Here is a 15,635-nt window from a genome sequence, read left to right as displayed (position 1 = left end):
GGCCCGGCCCGGCGAGCCGTGTGCGCCCCGTCTCGCCGGGCCGGATACCGAATTTGCCCCACGGGGCGGGTGGGCTACTATGGCTCAGCACGGTTTCGGGGTGTGGCGCAGCTTGGTAGCGCGCTTCGTTCGGGACGAAGAGGTCGTCGGTTCGAATCCGGCCACCCCGACCAGGCAAGAAGGGCACATCCATTCACGGGTGTGCCCTTCTTCTGTGTCTGAATGACCATCCTAGTGACTGAACCTCGCGGCCGACCCGTGCCGACCGAGACGGCGAAGACGATCCGACACGTGCTGCCGGTCGGCGCCGGCGTCTCCGGTCCGGTCCGGCACCTGCCGTGCCGGCGCATGGCGAGTTGACGTTTCGGAGCGGCAGCGCGAGGGCGCGGGGTGTCGTCCGGCAGCCGTCAAGATCGAGCGTTCCCGGGTCGGTACCCCTCTTGTCGATCGCGCCCTTGGCCACCCCGCCGAGTTCCGGGGCTGAGCCGGCCCTTCACCCCGTATCGGACCGCGATCATCAGTCCGGTCGGTCGTGCTGGATAGGGTCACCACGTGTCACCAACGCTCCCGCGCCTGATCACTGAGGAAGCGGCTTTCTCCGTCGCCGGAGCCGGGCTCCGGCGCTACGAGATGGGCCCGGCGACGATCGGGGCGGGGGCGGACGCGACCGTGGTCATCGTCGCCCGTGGGGACAACCCGGGGGTCAGCGGCGTCCAGGACTCCACCAAGGTGCTCCTGTACGGGGACAGGATTCCGGACCTTCACTCACGGTTCTGCTTCCAGTCTCCCCTGCCCATCCACGTCTTCGCCCGTCTGGACCAGGGCTGCCTTCCCCTGGGCACCGCCCGCTGCCGACGAACTTCGGCGTACCCTGCCGATTTCCACCACGCCGAACTGGAGCTCTACGAGCCGCTGACCCGCGACATGCTGGATGCGGTTCGACCGGTCCCGCCGCCCGGGGCGGTGCCCGGAGTGGAGTGGGTCGACCACGTGGAAACAGATCCGAGCCAGGCCCTGGAGTCGTTCGTGCTCGGCTGGTTTTCCGCCGAGGAGTACGAGCCGGCCGAGAGCGAGAGCGCGGCGGGCGAGTTGGACCACCTGCCGGAGGCGTTGGCTGCCTTCCACCGCCTGGCCCGTCTCCGCCCGGCCATCCACAGATTCGTCGATCCGGTCCTGACGGAGCCCAGGCTCGCTTCCGGACCACTCGGCGACCGGCTGGTCTTCGCCGCGTGGAACGGAGGCGGGATGGACTGGTCCATCCGGTGGCCGCCGGAGGAGCCGGGTGACGCGGGTCCCCGCGTGTGGCTCACCGAAGACCCCTACGCCGCGGAACCGGAGACGATTCTCGAAGCGGAGCCACTCAGCCGTTTCCTCCTGCAGTTCACCCTCAACGAAGCCATGAATGCCGCCCCCTACAGAGCATCGACGTACTGCATGCCGGTTGCGCGCCTTGACGGGCTGTGGGACATGCTGCGTCCCGTACCCCTGGATCCGTTCCTGCCGACCTACACGGCCGAGCGGTTCTTCGTGGCCCCGGGCTTGCTCACGTCGGTCAGCAGCGACGCGAACGAAGCCGTTGTCTTCTTCGGCGCGCTCCACCGCGGGACCCTGTCACCGTTGCTCGAACACGGATTCCGCTGGTCTCGCTTTGACGGGTGAGGCATCAGGTGGGCAGCCCTGCTTTGCTCCGGGTGACTACGCTTCCGGCTCCAGGGCGGAGATGCGGTCCCGCTGACCGGCGGATCGACACGACTGCCCAGACCCGGTCGGAGAGGCATGGTGATGTGGCGGGCCTGGCTCGGGTTTCCGTTCGGAGTGCTCCTGATCATGGTCGGAGCGACGCTCGCGCACGATTACCGTGGCATCGCGACAAAGCACGTCGAACTGTCTGAGCGGGTTGTCCGCCCGCTCAGCCCGTTCCGTCGGTCGGATGAGCAACGCGCCCGGCTACGCGCCTTCTCCGTCATGTTCGACAGGCTCTTCGGAGTGTTCATGATGGGGCTGGGCCTGGTGTCGCTGGTCGTCAGCGGGTACCTGTTGTTCAACGCACCCACCTGACCCGGCGGGGCCGCCGCGCCGGCGGTACGGTCCATCGCCATGACCTACGACCTGTTCTTCGCCGCTCGCCGCGCCGAACAGCCCCAGGGTGAACCGTTGGACACGGCGGGAGAGGTCAACAGCGACGACCCTCCGGGTCGGGAGGTGTGGCTCCGGCTGGTCGCCGCCGACACCTTGCCGCTTCGCTCCCGACACGAGGCGGCTGCTTTCACACAACCGACTGTTGACCGGCTTGCCGCACACTCCTCGGATCTTGTCCCATCGCTGCGGACGGCCCCGGTCGTGCCTTGCGGCGTTGAGTGAGGTGCGGATGTCGGGGCCCGACAGCGCTTCGGAGTCGAGGACCCGCCAGGGTTGGTGGCCGTTGATCGGTGGCATCGGCCTGGCCACGCTCGGTCATGCACTGGCTGTTGTCGCCCTGAGGATCCCCGCCGAGAGGTACGGTGCCAGCAGTCCCGATGAGGACCTGGACGCCGGTGGCCGGTTCGCCGTCGTCGCTTCCGTACTGATCACGTACTACGTCACGCACGTACTGCTGTTGATATCCGGCCTCATCCTCATTCTGTCCCTGCGCGGCAGGCAACGCTTCAAACGAGGACTGATTGTCGGCTGGGCCGGCGGGTGGGCTCTGATCCTCGGCACGGTTATCGTCGCGGCCGTTCTCGCCGAGCCGTAAGGTCCTCTGCCGGTCGTCGGGGCGAGTGCCGGGACCAGTACGGGCCGGTCACCCCCTGCGGGACGGAGCCGGCGGCCGGGCGCGGGTCGGTCAACCGGCCGCCCGCTGCCGGGCTTCCGGCCAGGGTGCCAGGTCGTCGACATCCTCGCCTTCCTCGAGCTTGACCCACCAGCCGGTGTCGTTCACGTAGTGCGCGAACCACTCCACCAGGCTGGGCGAGTCGATGAACCATGCGGCATCGGGATCTCCCGGGTTCGGTTCGAACAGCAGGACGGTCCCCTGGTCGCTTCGGCAGTCGACGCAGGCGTACATGCCGCAGCCCCAGGTCAGGATCGGGAGGACCCCCTCCGGCCAGGCCCACTCGGTGCCGGCGTGTTCGGACCGCATCTGGAGGTAGGTGTCGACCACCTGCTCGTCGGTGGGTCCGTCGGTCAGGCTCATCAGCTGGTAGTCGGGGCCGAATCCGCCGTTCGCAAAGTCACGGTGAACCGCCCGCAGCAGGGGGTGCAGCCGTACGCCCAGTCGCTGTTCGGCCCGGTCGATCTCGCGCTCGGAAAGCGGAGCGGGAAGGCCACCGTCGAGCAGCGCCTCGGGCTCGTCGCGGTGAACCCGGGCAGCGACATCCGCCAGGACGGCGGCGAGATCCGACATGCGGCGAGCCTGCCAGGCGGGTATGTCAATCTTCGAGCCCCAGCGCGAGCCCGGGCCCGGCCCGACGGAGCATCGAGCCGGGCGCGTCGAGCGAGCTATGCCACGAAGCGGGAACGGCGTCGGCGTCCGAACAGGTAGCCCGCACCGCCGAGGAGCAGAAGCGCACCGCCAATGGCGGCCACGGTCGCGGTCCCCGCACCGGTCACGGGCAGCCCACCGCCCTCGCCGCCCTCGCCGCCGGGGGCGCCCGGGCTGGCGGAGGAAGCAGGGGTCGGCGTGGCGCTGGGCGTGCCACTGGGCGTGGCGCTCGGAGTCGGCGTGGGCTGAGACGCGCAGTCGAGCGCACGTGCGTCGTACAGGCCGTTGTTCAGGTAAGCCAGGTATGCATCGATGGTTCCGTCGTCGAGCACCTTCTGGGCGGCCGCCTTCACGTTGGCACCAGCGCCCGTCAGCGTCCGGACCACCGAAATCCGCAGATCAACCGACCAGGCGTTCTGCATGCCCGACTTGAGGAATGCGCGAAGCTCATCCGGGGCGCCGTTGAGTCGCTCCTGTATCGCGCCAGGCAAGACGCTCAACGAGTCGGCCATCGCCGCAGCCAGAATCTGCGCGGTCAACACCCGCACCTCTTGCTCGGTGGCGGTATCCAGGTCGATGGTGACAAGCTCCCGAAGGTCCTTGTACACCTTGCGTTCAACCGTCTGGCAGGCCTCGTTCAACCCGGGCGTTCCAGCCTGGGCCAGCGCCGGTGCTGCCGGAATCAAAAAGGCCAGCGCTATCAGGACGCCGGCCGCGGTCTTCCATCGCATGTGGAGCTTCCTCCCCGTTGTGCATCAAAACATGGAGATATTACCGTCAGTGGATGAAAAGCAAGGAGGGAACGACGCCCACAATTCTTGAACCGTGTGGCCGTATCCGTGCAGCCATTCGTACAGCCATGCCGGCAACCCGAGCCGATGGCGAGTGGACACGAGCCGACGGGACGAGCCGGGCCGCGACGCGAGCCGGCCAGGGACCGGTCGCCGCGGCTCCCGGCGGACCGACGCCCCCACCGGCGCAGTCCACCGGCCGCTCCGTCCGTGTCACCATCGGATCATGCCGCGCCCGGTCCCGGCACCGGCCTGTCGGCCGTACCCGGAGGTCAGCCGGCGGATCCGACCGGTTCGGTGGCCAGGACGAGGTGGCTCGCGGTGAACGGGCTGCCGTCCCGCAGCGGCATGGTCCGGCCGTCGGGCCGGAAGCCGTACCGCTCGTAGAGTCGGCGGGCGGCCGGGTTGGCGTCGGCGACCCAGAGGTGCACCCGGAGGTCCCGCGCCGCGCCCCAGCCGACCACGTGGTCGAGGACCTGCCGGCCCACCCCACGCCCCCGCCAGGTCGGCTCGGTCCACATCGCCACCACCATCAGCTGGCCGGGTTCGTCGCGCCAGCCCGCACCCAGCCCGACCGGCCGGTCGTCCGCGTACGCGATCACGTCCGGGCCGCTGGTGACGTCGAGCCGGGACCGCCAGTCCGCCTCGCCGAAGGCCACCTCCCGCTGGTAGGTCGAGCCGAACGCGTCCGGGGCGTCCCGCAGCGAGCGCAGCCGCAGGTCGCGCCAGGCCGACCAGTCGTCCGGCGCCACCTCTTCGATCCGTACGTCGCCCACGCCGGTTTCCTCCCTGACCGCCGCAGGGCGTCCGATGCGGCTCAGGACGCCGGGACGGCCTCGTTGTTGAGCTGGGCGGTGACGATCTCGACCAGCCGGTTGCGTGCCTCCAACAGCTGACGGGCCAGTTCGTCGAGGGCGCGGGCGTCGACGAGCTGCCGGATGTGGGTCTTGTCGTCGAGCAGTTCCCAGCGCTGCGACTCCTCGGGCGCCTCGCTGACCCACATCGCGGAGACCACCGCGTGCCGCTTCGCCAGCAGCTTGGCCGCGATCTCGATGATCGGCAGGTACGCCTGCCGGTACTGCGGGGCGGCGAACTCGACGGCGCTGCGGGCCGCGCGGACCGGCTCGCCGGGCCGGGCCAGCACCTCGAACGCGTTGCCGCCGGCCTGGTCGGCCCCGATCCAGGCGAGAATGAGTTCCAGGTCGCCGGCCGCGATCGTGACCCGGCCGACCGCGGACACCACCTCGTCGGGCAGCCTCGTCATTTTCGGCTCTCCGTCGTCTCCGGCACTTCGTGACCACGATCGCCAGGACGGGATCATGATCATCAAGGTCCCGACCGATCCTAGTCCGGTACCCGCCGACGATCCCGCCGTTCCGCCCGGCGTGTTGTGATCCCACCCCGGATCAGCCGCCCGGACCCGTCACCGCCGTCCCGAACCTGCCGACAACCCCGAACCTCGTCCCGAACCTGCCGACGGCCCCGAACCTCACGGTACGAGACGAGGCTCACAGCCGACGAGCTCCCAGGAAAGAGCCCTTCCGCTGTCAAAAGCGCTGATAGGGGGCCCTTCCTCAGTCGGGTGCACAGCGGCTTTCCAGCACCCTGAGTAATCTTGGACGGGCGCTGCCCCTTGCCCACCCTGCTTTCCGCCCACCCACTCCTCGGCCCGGCACCCTCGGACCCTCTTCCCCGGATCGGAACGGTGTCCCCCCTCGATCACGCGCGTGTCGTCCGCGACGTCACCGCCCGGCTCTCCACGGCGTCCACCGCCGTCGAGTGCTGCCAGGCGACGGTGACGGCGCTGGTCCGGTACGCCCCGGCCCGGATCGCCGTCCTGCTCTGGGTCCACGACCGGCTCCGGTGTGTTGCCGCCACCGGATCCTGGCAGGTCTTCGCCTCGGTGCCGGCCGGCGCCGGCACGGTCGGTCGGGTCTACGCCTCCGGCAAAACCGAGGTGGTACCCGAGGGCGGGCTCGACCTCGATTACGCGGCGCTGCGCCCCGACGTGGTGGCCGAACTCTGTGTTCCGATCCTCGACCCGGTGGGCCGGCCGATCGGCGTACTGGACCTGGAATGGACCCACCACGTCGACCTGGACGGCTGGCAGGAGACGGTGGAACGGATCGCCGCCCGGCTCGGCACCCGGATCGACGCGCTCGGCGGCCCGCCCGCCGAGACCCGGAGCGAGAAACTGCTCCGGCACGCCTCGGCGCTGACCGCCGCCGTCACCGAGCCGGAGCTGATGACCGCCGCGGTGCGGGCCGCCCGGGACGTCTCCGGGCTCACCTCGGCGGTCTTCGTCCTGGACGGGCCGACCGGTCCGCGGGTGGCTACCCCGAGCGTCGTACCGGACGGGCTCGAGTCGCGGGTGCACGCCGCCCTGGTCGGCGCCGGCCGTCCGGTGCTGGAGCGGCTCCGGACGCTCGCCCACCGGCACGGAGCCTCGTACACGTTGGGCGAGGACGGCCACCCGACCACCCCCGACCAGGAGCTGCTGATCGCCGCCGGGGTACGGACGATGATCTCCGTACCGCTGGGGCCCACCGAACTCTGCGGGGTGCTGCTGGTCGGCGACACCCGGACGGTGCACCCCGACCCGACCACGGTCAACCTGATCGAGCTGCTCGGCGCCCAGGCGTGGATCTGCCTGGAGCGGCTGCGCGGGCTGGCCCAACTGCGGGAACGGGCCAGTTCCGACCCGTTGACCGGGCTGCGGCACCAGGGCTCGTTCGGGGAACGGATCGCCGACCTGCGGCCGGAGGGGCGTACCGCGCTGCTCGCCATCGACGTGGACGACTTCAAGTCGATCAACGACACGTACGGCCACCAGGCCGGCGACCAGGCTCTGGTCGAACTGGCCCGGGCGCTGCAGGGCGCACTGCGACACGGTGACGAGCTGTACCGGACCGGCGGTGACGAGTTCGTCGCGGTGGTCGACGTGCTCCGTGCCGAGGAGGCGGCCGGCATCGCCCAGCGGCTGGTGGAGGCGGCCCGTCGGACCGGCCGGACGATCAGCGTCGGAGTCGCGGTACGCCGGGACGACGAATCCCCGGACCGGACGCTGCGCCGGGCCGACGAGGCGCTCTACGGCGTGAAGCGGCAGGGCCGCGACGGCGTCGGCCTCGCCGCCGGCTGACCGCCCTCGGGCCCGGGCAGGACGGCACGACCCGGCGGCGAGCCGGGGCCGGGGCTGCCGTGACCGGCGAAGGGATCAAGCCTGACCGCCCTGCGCGGGCACGGCAGCCCCGGCCCACCCCGCCCACGACGCACCGCACATTGAAACCACCCAGCCCACGACGCACCGCGAGCTGGAACCGACCACCCAGCCCGGATCAGCGGTTGGTGAACTCCGCCGCCAGCAGCTCGGCGATCTGTGCCGTGTTGAGCGCCGCGCCCTTGCGTAGGTTGTCACCGGTGACGAAGAGGTCCAACGCGCGCGGGTCGTCGACCGAGCGGCGGATCCGGCCCACCCAGGACGGGTCGGTGCCGACCGCGTCGATCGGCATCGGGAACTCGCCCGCCGCCGGGTCGTCGACCAGGATCACCCCGGGCGCGTTGCGCAGCGCCTCCCGGGCGCCCTCCGCGTCCACCTCGGTGCCGAAGACCGCGTGTACGGCGACCGAGTGCCCGGTGACCACCGGCACCCGTACACAGGTGGCGGAGACCTTCAGGTCCGGCAGGCCGAGGATCTTGCGGGACTCGTTGCGCAGCTTCAGTTCCTCCGACGACCAACCACCGTCGCGCAGCGAGCCGGCCCACGGCACCACGTTCAGGGCCATCGGGGCGGGGAACGGGCCGAGGTCGTCGCCGACGGCCTGACGTACGTTGCCGGTCAGTGAGCCGAGCACCCGATCCCCGGCAATCTTGGAGAGCTGGTCGTGCAGGGTGTCCACCCCGACCTGTCCCGCCCCGGAGACCGCCTGGTACGACGCGAGCACCAGCTCACGGAGGCCGTACTCGCGGTGCAGCGGCGCCACCGCGATGATCATCGTCAGGGTGGTGCAGTTGGCGTTCGCGATGATGCCCTTGGGGCGGTTACGCACCTGCTCCGGGTTGATCTCCGGCACCACCAGCGGCACGTCCTTGTCGCTGCGGAACGCCGCCGAGTTGTCGACCGCGACCGCACCCCGGGAGACCGCCACCGGCGCCCACTGCGCCGAGACCTCGTCCGGTACGTCGAACATCGCGACGTCCACCCCGTCGAACGCCTCGGGGGTGAGTTCCTGGACGGTCAGCTCCTCGCCGCGACACATCCGCTTCTGCCCGGCGGAGCGGGCGGAGGCGATCAACCGGATCTCGCCCCAGACGTTCTTGCGGGAGGAGAGCAGGTCGCACATGACCGTACCGACGGCACCGGTCGCTCCGACCACCGCGAGCGTGGGCAGCGCAGCCATCGCGGCTACCTCCCGGTCCCGGCGTAGACCACCGCTTCCTCGTCGCCACCCAGCTCGAACGCCTCGTGTACGGCGCGGACCGCGGCGTCGAGGTCGGTGTCGCGGCAGACCACCGACACCCGGATCTCGGAGGTCGAGATCATCTCGATGTTGACCCCGGCCTCGCCGAGCGCGGCGAAGAAGCTCGCCGCCACCCCGGGGTGCGACCGCATCCCGGCGCCGATCAGGGAGACCTTGCCGACGTGGTCGTCGTAGAGCAGGCCCTTGAACTTGACCTGCTCCTGCACCTTGCTCAGCGCCGCCATCGCGGTCGGCCCGTCGGCCTTCGGCAGGGTGAAGGAGATGTCGGTCCGGCCGGTCCCCTCGGTGGAGACGTTCTGGACGATCATGTCGAGGTTGATCTCGGCACCGGCCACGGTCTCGAAGATCCGGGCCGCCGCCCCCGGCTCGTCCGGAACGCCGACGACAGTGATCTTCGCCTCGCTCCGGTCGTGGGCGACCCCGGTGATCAGTGCTTGCTCCACGGGTAGGTCCTCCGTCGATCCGGTCACCATGGTTCCGGTGTTGGTCGAGTATGACGAACGTACGCGGATCGGCAACCCCGCCCGTCGGGCGTATTCGACGCTCCGTAGGTGCAGGATCTTCGCGCCGCAGGCCGCCAGTTCGAGCATCTCCTCGTAGGTGATGGTCTTGATGTGCCGGGCGTTCGGGACGATCCGCGGGTCGGCGGTGAAGACCCCGTCGACGTCGGTGTAGATCTCACAGACGTCCGCGTCGAGCGCGGCGGCCAGCGCGACCGCGGTGGTGTCCGAACCGCCCCGGCCCAGCGTGGTGATGTCCTTGGTGTCCTGGGCGACGCCCTGGAAGCCGGCGACGATCACCACCGCGCCCTCGTTGAGCGCGCTGCGCAGCCGCCCGGGGGTGACGTCGATGATCCGGGCCCGCCCGTGCACCGAGGTGGTCAGCACGCCGGCCTGCGAACCGGTGTACGACCGCGCCTCGTACCCGAGGTTGTGGATCGCCATGGCGAGCAGGGCCATCGAGATCCGCTCCCCGGCGGTGAGCAGCATGTCCAGTTCCCGGCCGGGCGGCAGCGGGCTCACCTGGTTGGCCAGGTCGAGCAGCTCGTCGGTGGTGTCGCCCATCGCCGAGACCACCACGACGACGTCGTCGCCGGCCTTGCGGGCCGCGACGATCCGTTCCGCGACCCGTTTGATCCGCTCGGCGTCGGCGACCGAGGATCCGCCGTACTTCTGCACCACCAGTGCCACGACGGTCCACTCCTTCCGTGGCCGGGCGAGGCGCACCGGCCCTGAGCGTGCCAACGCCGCCGGTACGAGGCCGGCGGCGCTCTGTGAGACGTCCTCAGGGTACCGGCCGGCATCGTCGCCCCGACCAGGCGTTCCCACCATCCGGCTCGGGCACCGCTTCGAAGCACCGCCATCGGCGGCGATCAGCGGTGACGGTGCCGACACGCGAGACGGCCCGGTGACCGCCGAATCCGACGGTCTGCCCGGAGAATGGCGGAGTGTGCCGTGTGAGCCCCTCTCACCCCACCTCCGCGCCGGCCCGGACCCTCCGCCGACACCTGCCGCAGCTCACCTGTCGCCGGTCCGTCCGCTGCCGATCCGTCGGCCGCCGGTCCGCGCGCGGCCGGACGTGGTTGTCGCCGGGACCGGTCCGGGCCACACTCGGGCTGCTGCTGCTCGCCGGCGCCGGTCTGCCGGTCGCCGCCTGCGCCTCGGAGACGCCGCCGCCGGCACCGACGCCGACCGTCGCCGCGACGACGCCGGACAACCAGCCGACCGAGCCGCGCGACCAGCTGGCCGCGTACGCCGCCGCGGCGCAGGACCGCCGGCTGGTGGCCGCGTACACGCTTTCCGCCGCCGGGCGGCCGGACCGCACGGTCTCGGTCACCCGGGCGCTGGACGGGTCCTGGCGGGTCGACATCCCGGGCGGTGCCCTCGGCGGTGGTGCGGACGTGTCGATCGCGCAGAACGGCAGTGGCCTCTTCCAGTGCGCGCTGCCCGGCACCGGCGGCGGAACGGTTCCGGCCGGCTGTGTACGGGTGGCCGACCCGGGTCAGCGTCTCGACGCCGGCATCGACCCGCGCCTGCAGCACCTGTTCGCCGACTGGCCGGAGGTGTTGACCGACCGTCAGGCCCCGCTCGCCGTCTCGGCCGCGCCGCTGCCCGGGGCGCGGGGGCGCTGCTTCGCCGTCGAGCCCACCTCCACCTCGGTCAGCCCGCCGTTGGACTCCGGCATCTACTGCTACGACCCGGACGGCACGCTGACCGCGGCCCGGCTCTCCGCCGGTGACCTCCGGCTGGCCGGTACGCCCGCCGCCGGACCCGCCTCGATCACGCTGCCCGGTCCGCTCGTCGACCGGGCGCCGCTGCGGATCGCCGGGGCGCCCGACGACACCGCCGGGAGCGACGGCAGCCCGACCGGGAGCGACAACTCCGCCGGGAACGACCCCGCCGGGAATCCGGGCGCCACGGCGACCAGACCCACGGGATGATCACATTAGGAGTGCGCCCGGTCACGTCGGGTGACCCCGCTGAACGGACAGACGGGGCGATACGGCACACTCGGCGACATGGCCCAGCTCTCCCCGCTGCTCGCGGTCCGGTGGAGTCCGCACGCGTTCGACCCGGTCGCGGACCTGACCGACGCCGAGGTCGCGTCGCTGCTCGAGGCGGCCCGGTGGGCACCGTCCGCCGACAACACCCAGCCGTGGCGGTTCCTGGTGGGCCGGCGTGACGACGAGGCGTACAAGCGGATCCTGACCAACCTCTCGGCCGAGAACCAGCGCTGGGCGGGCCGCGCCGCCGCGCTGCTGCTCGGCGCGCACACCACCGTCGACCCGACCGGCGAGCCGCTGACCCACGCCGCGTACGACCTGGGCCAGGCCGTGGCGCATCTCACCGTCCAGGCCACCGCACTGCGGCTGCACGTACGCCAGATGGCCGGCTTCGACACCGCCGGACTCCGCGCCGACCTGGACCTGCCCCCGACGGTACGGCCACACGTCGTGGTCGCGGTCGGCCGGCTCGGTGACCCGTACTCCCTCCCCGAGGACCTGCGGGTCCGGGAGGTCGGCCTGCGCCAGCGCCGCCCGGTGGCGGACCTGCTGCTCGGCCGAACGGGCGAGCAACTGTCGTGAACTGGGCACATCCCAGATTCCGGACTACGCTTCCGGACCGGACGGCAACCACGTAGGGTCACCAATGTCATGTGGCAGGGTCTGCTCCTTCGCTGCCGCGACGAGGCCAACCGGATCGGCACCTCGTCGCGGAGTTGACGCACGCCGTCCTGCTTCTCTCGGCCGGTCCCCGTTGCGGCCAATCTGATTCGACACCAGACCCAGAGTTCCGGCACCGGACCGTCGGTGCCGTCCGCGCGGTGGCGACCTCGCCACCGGAGCCACATGACCACGGGAGTCCCGCACCATGTCACAACCGACCGGTACCACCGACGCCGATCCGATAGCCCGCCAGCGGCCCAGCCGGATGCCGTACCAGCGCTACCAGCCGTACCACCAGCAGTTCGCCCTCGACCTGCCGGACCGCCGGTGGCCGACCCGCCGGGTCGAGGCGGCGCCCCGGTGGTGCGCGGTGGATCTCCGGGACGGCAACCAGGCGCTGATCGACCCGATGTCGCCGGAACGCAAGCGGCGGATGTTCCAGCTGCTGGTCCAGATGGGCTACAAGGAGATCGAGGTCGGCTTCCCGTCGGCGAGCCAGACCGACTTCGACTTCGTCCGGCAGCTGATCGAGCAGGACCTGATCCCGGACGACGTGACCATCCAGGTGCTGACCCAGTGCCGGGAGCACCTGATCGACCGTACGTTCCAGGCGATCCGCGGCGCCAGGCGGGCGATCGTGCACTTCTACAACTCGACCTCGACCCTGCAACGCCGGGTCGTCTTCGGCCTGGACCGGGCCGGGATCACCGACATCGCCACCCAGGGCGCCCGGCTCTGCCGGAAGTACGCCGAGATCCACGCCCCGGACACGGACGTCTTCTACGAGTACTCCCCCGAGTCGTACACCGGCACCGAACTCGACTACGCGCTGGAGGTCTGCGCGGCGGTCATCGAGGTGATCGACCCGACCCCGGACCGGCCGCTGATCGTCAACCTGCCGGCGACGGTGGAGATGGCGACCCCGAACGTCTACGCCGACTCGATCGAGTGGATGCACCGGCACCTGCCCCGCCGGGACAGCGTGATCCTCTCCCTGCACCCGCACAACGACCGGGGCACCGGGGTCGCCGCCGCCGAACTGGGGCTGCTGGCCGGCGCCGACCGGATCGAGGGCTGCCTGTTCGGCAACGGTGAGCGCACCGGCAACGTCGACCTGGTCACCCTGGGTCTGAACCTCTTCTCCCAGGGCATCGACCCGCAGATCGACTTCTCCGGGATCGACGAGATCAAACGGACCGTCGAGTACTGCAACCAGCTGCCGGTGCACGAGCGGCACCCGTACGCCGGTGACCTGGTCTACACCGCGTTCTCCGGTTCGCACCAGGACGCCATCAACAAGGGTTTCGCCGCGCTGGAGGCGGACGCCGCCGCGGCCGGGGTGCCGGTCGACGAGTTCACCTGGGCGGTGCCGTACCTGCCGATCGACCCGAAGGACCTGGGCCGCAGCTACGAGGCGGTGATCCGGGTCAACTCGCAGTCCGGCAAGGGCGGCGTCGCGTACATCATGAAGACCGAGCACCAGCTCGACCTGCCACGTCGGCTCCAGATCGAGTTCTCCGGCGTGGTGCAGCAGGTCACCGACCACAACGGCGGCGAGGTGGAGCCGGACGCGATGTGGCGGCTCTTCGCCGCCGAGTACCTCGTCGACCGGCAGCCGCAGCCGGCGGTGCGGGTGGACAGCTACACGATCGGCACCGTCGACGGCAAGGTCGAGATCGAGGCGGAGACGGAGTTCCGGGAGGTTCGGCACACCCTCGCCGCGACCGGCAACGGCCCGATCGACGCGTACGTCAACGCGTTGCAGTCCCTCGACGTACGGGTCCGGGTGCTGGACTACCACGAGCACGCGATGTCCTCCGGCGGTGACGCCCAGGCGGCCGCGTACGTCGAGTGCGAAGTGGACGGTCAGACGGTCTGGGGCGTCGGACTCGACGCCAACATCGTGACCGCCTCGGTGCGGGCGGTGACCAGCGCGGTGAACCGCGCCCTGCGCTGACGCGACTGATTTCACACTCTCCGCGTACGCGCCCTGAGCTGCGGCGCGGGGTGGACCGGTGATCCCGGCCGCCCCGCGCCGCAACTGATCGTTTTTCCAACTTCGCGCCGCGCTCCTAGCATTGACCGGGACAGGCACGTGCGGTCTGGCGGAAGCGAGGGCACGGATGTCAACGGACGCGGTACGGGGCGGAGCCGCGAGAGCGGTCGAATCCGTGGCGCCGGTCCTGGCGGCGTCCGGTCGGCCCGTCAGCGGGCCGGCCGACGGGATCCCGCCCGGGTACGGACGGCGGTGGACCGCCGTGGTCGCCGGGTTTCCCGCCCTGGTCATGCTGATCTGCGGACTCATCGGTATCGGTGACCGCCAGCTGTGGCGGGACGAACACGCCACCTGGTGGGCGGCCACGCAGGTGTCCACCACCGACTTCGTCCGGCTGCTCAGCCACATCGACATCGTCTTCGCGCCGTACTACAGCTACATGCGACTCTGGACCGCGGTGTTCGGTGACTCGGCACCCGCGCTCCGGCTTCCCTCGCTGCTGTGGATGTCGGTCGCCGCGGCCCTGCTCGGGCTGCTCGGCCGTCGGCTCTACGACGCGCCCACCGGGCTCCTCGCCGGGCTGATCTTCGCCATCCTGCCGACGGTCTCCCGGTACGCGGCCGAGGCCCGGCCGTACGCACAGACCCTGGCGGTCACGATCGGCGCGACCCTGCTCCTGCTGCGTGCCCTCGACCGGCCTCGTCCCCGCCGTTGGGTCTGGTACGCGCTCGCGGTCGTCGCCGTCGGGCTCAGCCACCTGGTCGCGCTCGCGGTGCTGGTCGCGCACGCCCTGCTCGTGCTCGGCGAGGTACGCGGACAGGACCGGCGGATCGTCGTCCGGCGGTTCCGACCCTGGCTGCTGGCGGTGGTGGTCGGGCTGGCCCCGGTGGTGCCGGTCGTCTTCCAGGCACGGCAGCAGAGTCACCAGATCGTCTGGATCCTGCCACCGGAACCGCTCGACCTGCTCCGGCTGCCGGGCGAGCTGTTCGGCAGCCGGTCGGTGGCGATCGTGCTGTTCTTCGTGGCCCTGGTCGGGCTTGCGGTGTCCCGTTGGCCCAGCCTGGCGCTGAGCGCCTGGATCCTGGTCGCGCCGGCGTTGACCTACCTCACCTTCGACCAGTTCCAACTCTTCTACCACCGGTATCTGCTGTTCACGGTGCCGGCCTGGGTGTTGTTGGCGGCCGCCGGGACGCTGTGGATGGCCCGGCTCGGCCAGGCCGCGCCGGTACCGGACGGCCGGCCGGTGCTGCGGCCGGCGCTGTCCGTCGCCGCCGGCGCGCTGGCGCTGGCGCTGGTGGCCGGGTACGGGCTCGCCGGCCACCGGTTCGTCCGCAGCGACCTGCTGGAGGACGAGCACGCCTTCCGGGCCGCCGCCGGCTTCGTCCGGACCCACGCCCGGGAGGGTGACGGGATCGCGTACAGCAACTACCGCTACCTGCGTCGCGCGTTCGCCTACGAACTGCGGCACGATCCCCGCCCGATCGACGTCTTCCTGGACGTACCTCCGGCAGAGAACGGCTGGTACCACGCCGAGGAGTGTGGCCGGCCCGCCCGGTGCCTCGGCGACGTCCGCCGGATCTGGTGGGTCAGCACCAGACTCGGGCCGGATCCGCTGGATCGGGAGCCGGGCCGCATCGGTGACCTGCTGCGGGACCGGTTCGTGGTGGCGCAGGTCGTGGAGTTTCACAAGATCTGGGTACTGGAGCTCGTCGCCCGGGAGTGAACCGCCCGGCCCGCCGCG

The 15,635-nt window shown here is 71.0% G+C and carries 15 protein-coding genes and 1 tRNA gene; 10 read left to right on the top strand and 6 right to left on the bottom strand.

The genetic code is table 11. From position 1 onward, the window contains the following. Window positions 1-96: 96 nt before the first annotated feature. From ABGB05_RS02355 to ABGB05_RS02335, 5 genes are all read left to right on the top strand, one after another. Window positions 97-173: transfer RNA gene (locus tag ABGB05_RS02355), tRNA-Pro, on the top strand. Between the two features lie 379 nt (window positions 174-552). Continuing rightward, complete coding sequence (locus ABGB05_RS02350) at window positions 553-1,659, top strand: hypothetical protein (protein WP_347651441.1); 1,107 nt, start codon at window positions 553-555, stop codon at window positions 1,657-1,659. Window positions 1,660-1,776: 117 nt separating this feature from the next. Then, window positions 1,777-2,058, top strand: a complete 282-nt coding sequence (locus ABGB05_RS02345) for a hypothetical protein (RefSeq protein WP_347651440.1) — start codon at window positions 1,777-1,779, stop codon at window positions 2,056-2,058. 39 nt (window positions 2,059-2,097) lie between these two features. Then, window positions 2,098-2,361 carry a hypothetical protein gene (locus tag ABGB05_RS02340; protein ID WP_347651439.1) on the top strand — a complete coding sequence of 88 codons (264 nt, stop codon included), beginning with the start codon at window positions 2,098-2,100 and terminating at the stop codon, window positions 2,359-2,361. Window positions 2,362-2,422: 61 nt separating this feature from the next. After that, the gene (locus ABGB05_RS02335) at window positions 2,423-2,734 is read left to right on the top strand and encodes a hypothetical protein (protein ID WP_347651438.1); all 312 of its coding nucleotides are present in this window, start codon (window positions 2,423-2,425) and stop codon (window positions 2,732-2,734) included. Between the two features lie 90 nt (window positions 2,735-2,824). Here the strand turns inward: ABGB05_RS02335 and ABGB05_RS02330 are convergent, their stop codons facing one another. From ABGB05_RS02330 to ABGB05_RS02315, 4 genes are all read right to left on the bottom strand, one after another. Beyond that, complete coding sequence (locus ABGB05_RS02330; protein WP_347651437.1) at window positions 2,825-3,385, bottom strand: SMI1/KNR4 family protein; 561 nt, start codon at window positions 3,383-3,385, stop codon at window positions 2,825-2,827. 95 nt (window positions 3,386-3,480) lie between these two features. Continuing rightward, window positions 3,481-4,194 (bottom strand): LPXTG cell wall anchor domain-containing protein, encoded by a 714-nt coding sequence (locus tag ABGB05_RS02325; protein ID WP_347651436.1) that lies wholly within the window; start codon window positions 4,192-4,194, stop codon window positions 3,481-3,483. A gap of 332 nt (window positions 4,195-4,526) precedes the next feature. Continuing rightward, window positions 4,527-5,030 (bottom strand): GNAT family N-acetyltransferase, encoded by a 504-nt coding sequence (locus ABGB05_RS02320; RefSeq protein WP_347651435.1) that lies wholly within the window; start codon window positions 5,028-5,030, stop codon window positions 4,527-4,529. 41 nt (window positions 5,031-5,071) lie between these two features. Further along, on the bottom strand, window positions 5,072-5,518 hold the full coding sequence (locus ABGB05_RS02315) for a hypothetical protein (RefSeq protein ID WP_347651434.1): 447 nt from the start codon (window positions 5,516-5,518) through the stop codon (window positions 5,072-5,074). A 441-nt stretch (window positions 5,519-5,959) separates the two neighbouring features. Here ABGB05_RS02315 and ABGB05_RS02310 point away from each other — a divergent pair, with 441 nt between their 5' ends. Further along, on the top strand, window positions 5,960-7,393 hold the full coding sequence (locus ABGB05_RS02310) for a diguanylate cyclase (RefSeq protein WP_347651433.1): 1,434 nt from the start codon (window positions 5,960-5,962) through the stop codon (window positions 7,391-7,393). A gap of 196 nt (window positions 7,394-7,589) precedes the next feature. On the opposite strand, the gene ABGB05_RS02305 is transcribed toward ABGB05_RS02310, so the two are convergent. Then, window positions 7,590-8,651, bottom strand: a complete 1,062-nt coding sequence (locus tag ABGB05_RS02305) for an aspartate-semialdehyde dehydrogenase (RefSeq protein ID WP_347651432.1) — start codon at window positions 8,649-8,651, stop codon at window positions 7,590-7,592. A gap of 5 nt (window positions 8,652-8,656) precedes the next feature. Next, window positions 8,657-9,922, bottom strand: coding sequence for an aspartate kinase (locus ABGB05_RS02300; protein WP_347651431.1), 1,266 nt, complete (start codon window positions 9,920-9,922; stop codon window positions 8,657-8,659). A gap of 392 nt (window positions 9,923-10,314) precedes the next feature. Here ABGB05_RS02300 and ABGB05_RS02295 point away from each other — a divergent pair, with 392 nt between their 5' ends. The 4 genes from ABGB05_RS02295 (at window position 10,315) to ABGB05_RS02280 (ending at window position 15,617) form a co-directional block, all read left to right on the top strand. Beyond that, window positions 10,315-11,172: a hypothetical protein gene (locus tag ABGB05_RS02295; protein ID WP_347651430.1), complete on the top strand. Its 858-nt coding sequence runs from the start codon at window positions 10,315-10,317 to the stop codon at window positions 11,170-11,172. Window positions 11,173-11,250: 78 nt separating this feature from the next. Continuing rightward, entirely contained in the window at window positions 11,251-11,817 is a 567-nt protein-coding gene (locus ABGB05_RS02290) for a nitroreductase family protein (RefSeq protein ID WP_347651429.1), read from the top strand. 286 nt (window positions 11,818-12,103) lie between these two features. Beyond that, on the top strand, window positions 12,104-13,855 hold the full coding sequence (leuA, locus tag ABGB05_RS02285) for a 2-isopropylmalate synthase (RefSeq protein WP_347651428.1): 1,752 nt from the start codon (window positions 12,104-12,106) through the stop codon (window positions 13,853-13,855). Window positions 13,856-14,021: 166 nt separating this feature from the next. Continuing rightward, window positions 14,022-15,617: a glycosyltransferase family 39 protein gene (locus ABGB05_RS02280; protein WP_347651427.1), complete on the top strand. Its 1,596-nt coding sequence runs from the start codon at window positions 14,022-14,024 to the stop codon at window positions 15,615-15,617. Window positions 15,618-15,635 lie beyond the last annotated feature (18 nt).

This window comes from Plantactinospora sp. B5E13 (genome assembly GCF_039871775.1).
Lineage (GTDB): Bacteria > Actinomycetota > Actinomycetes > Mycobacteriales > Micromonosporaceae > Plantactinospora.
Note: the sequence above shows the minus strand (reverse complement) of the source record. Positions and strands in the feature narration are given on the sequence as shown.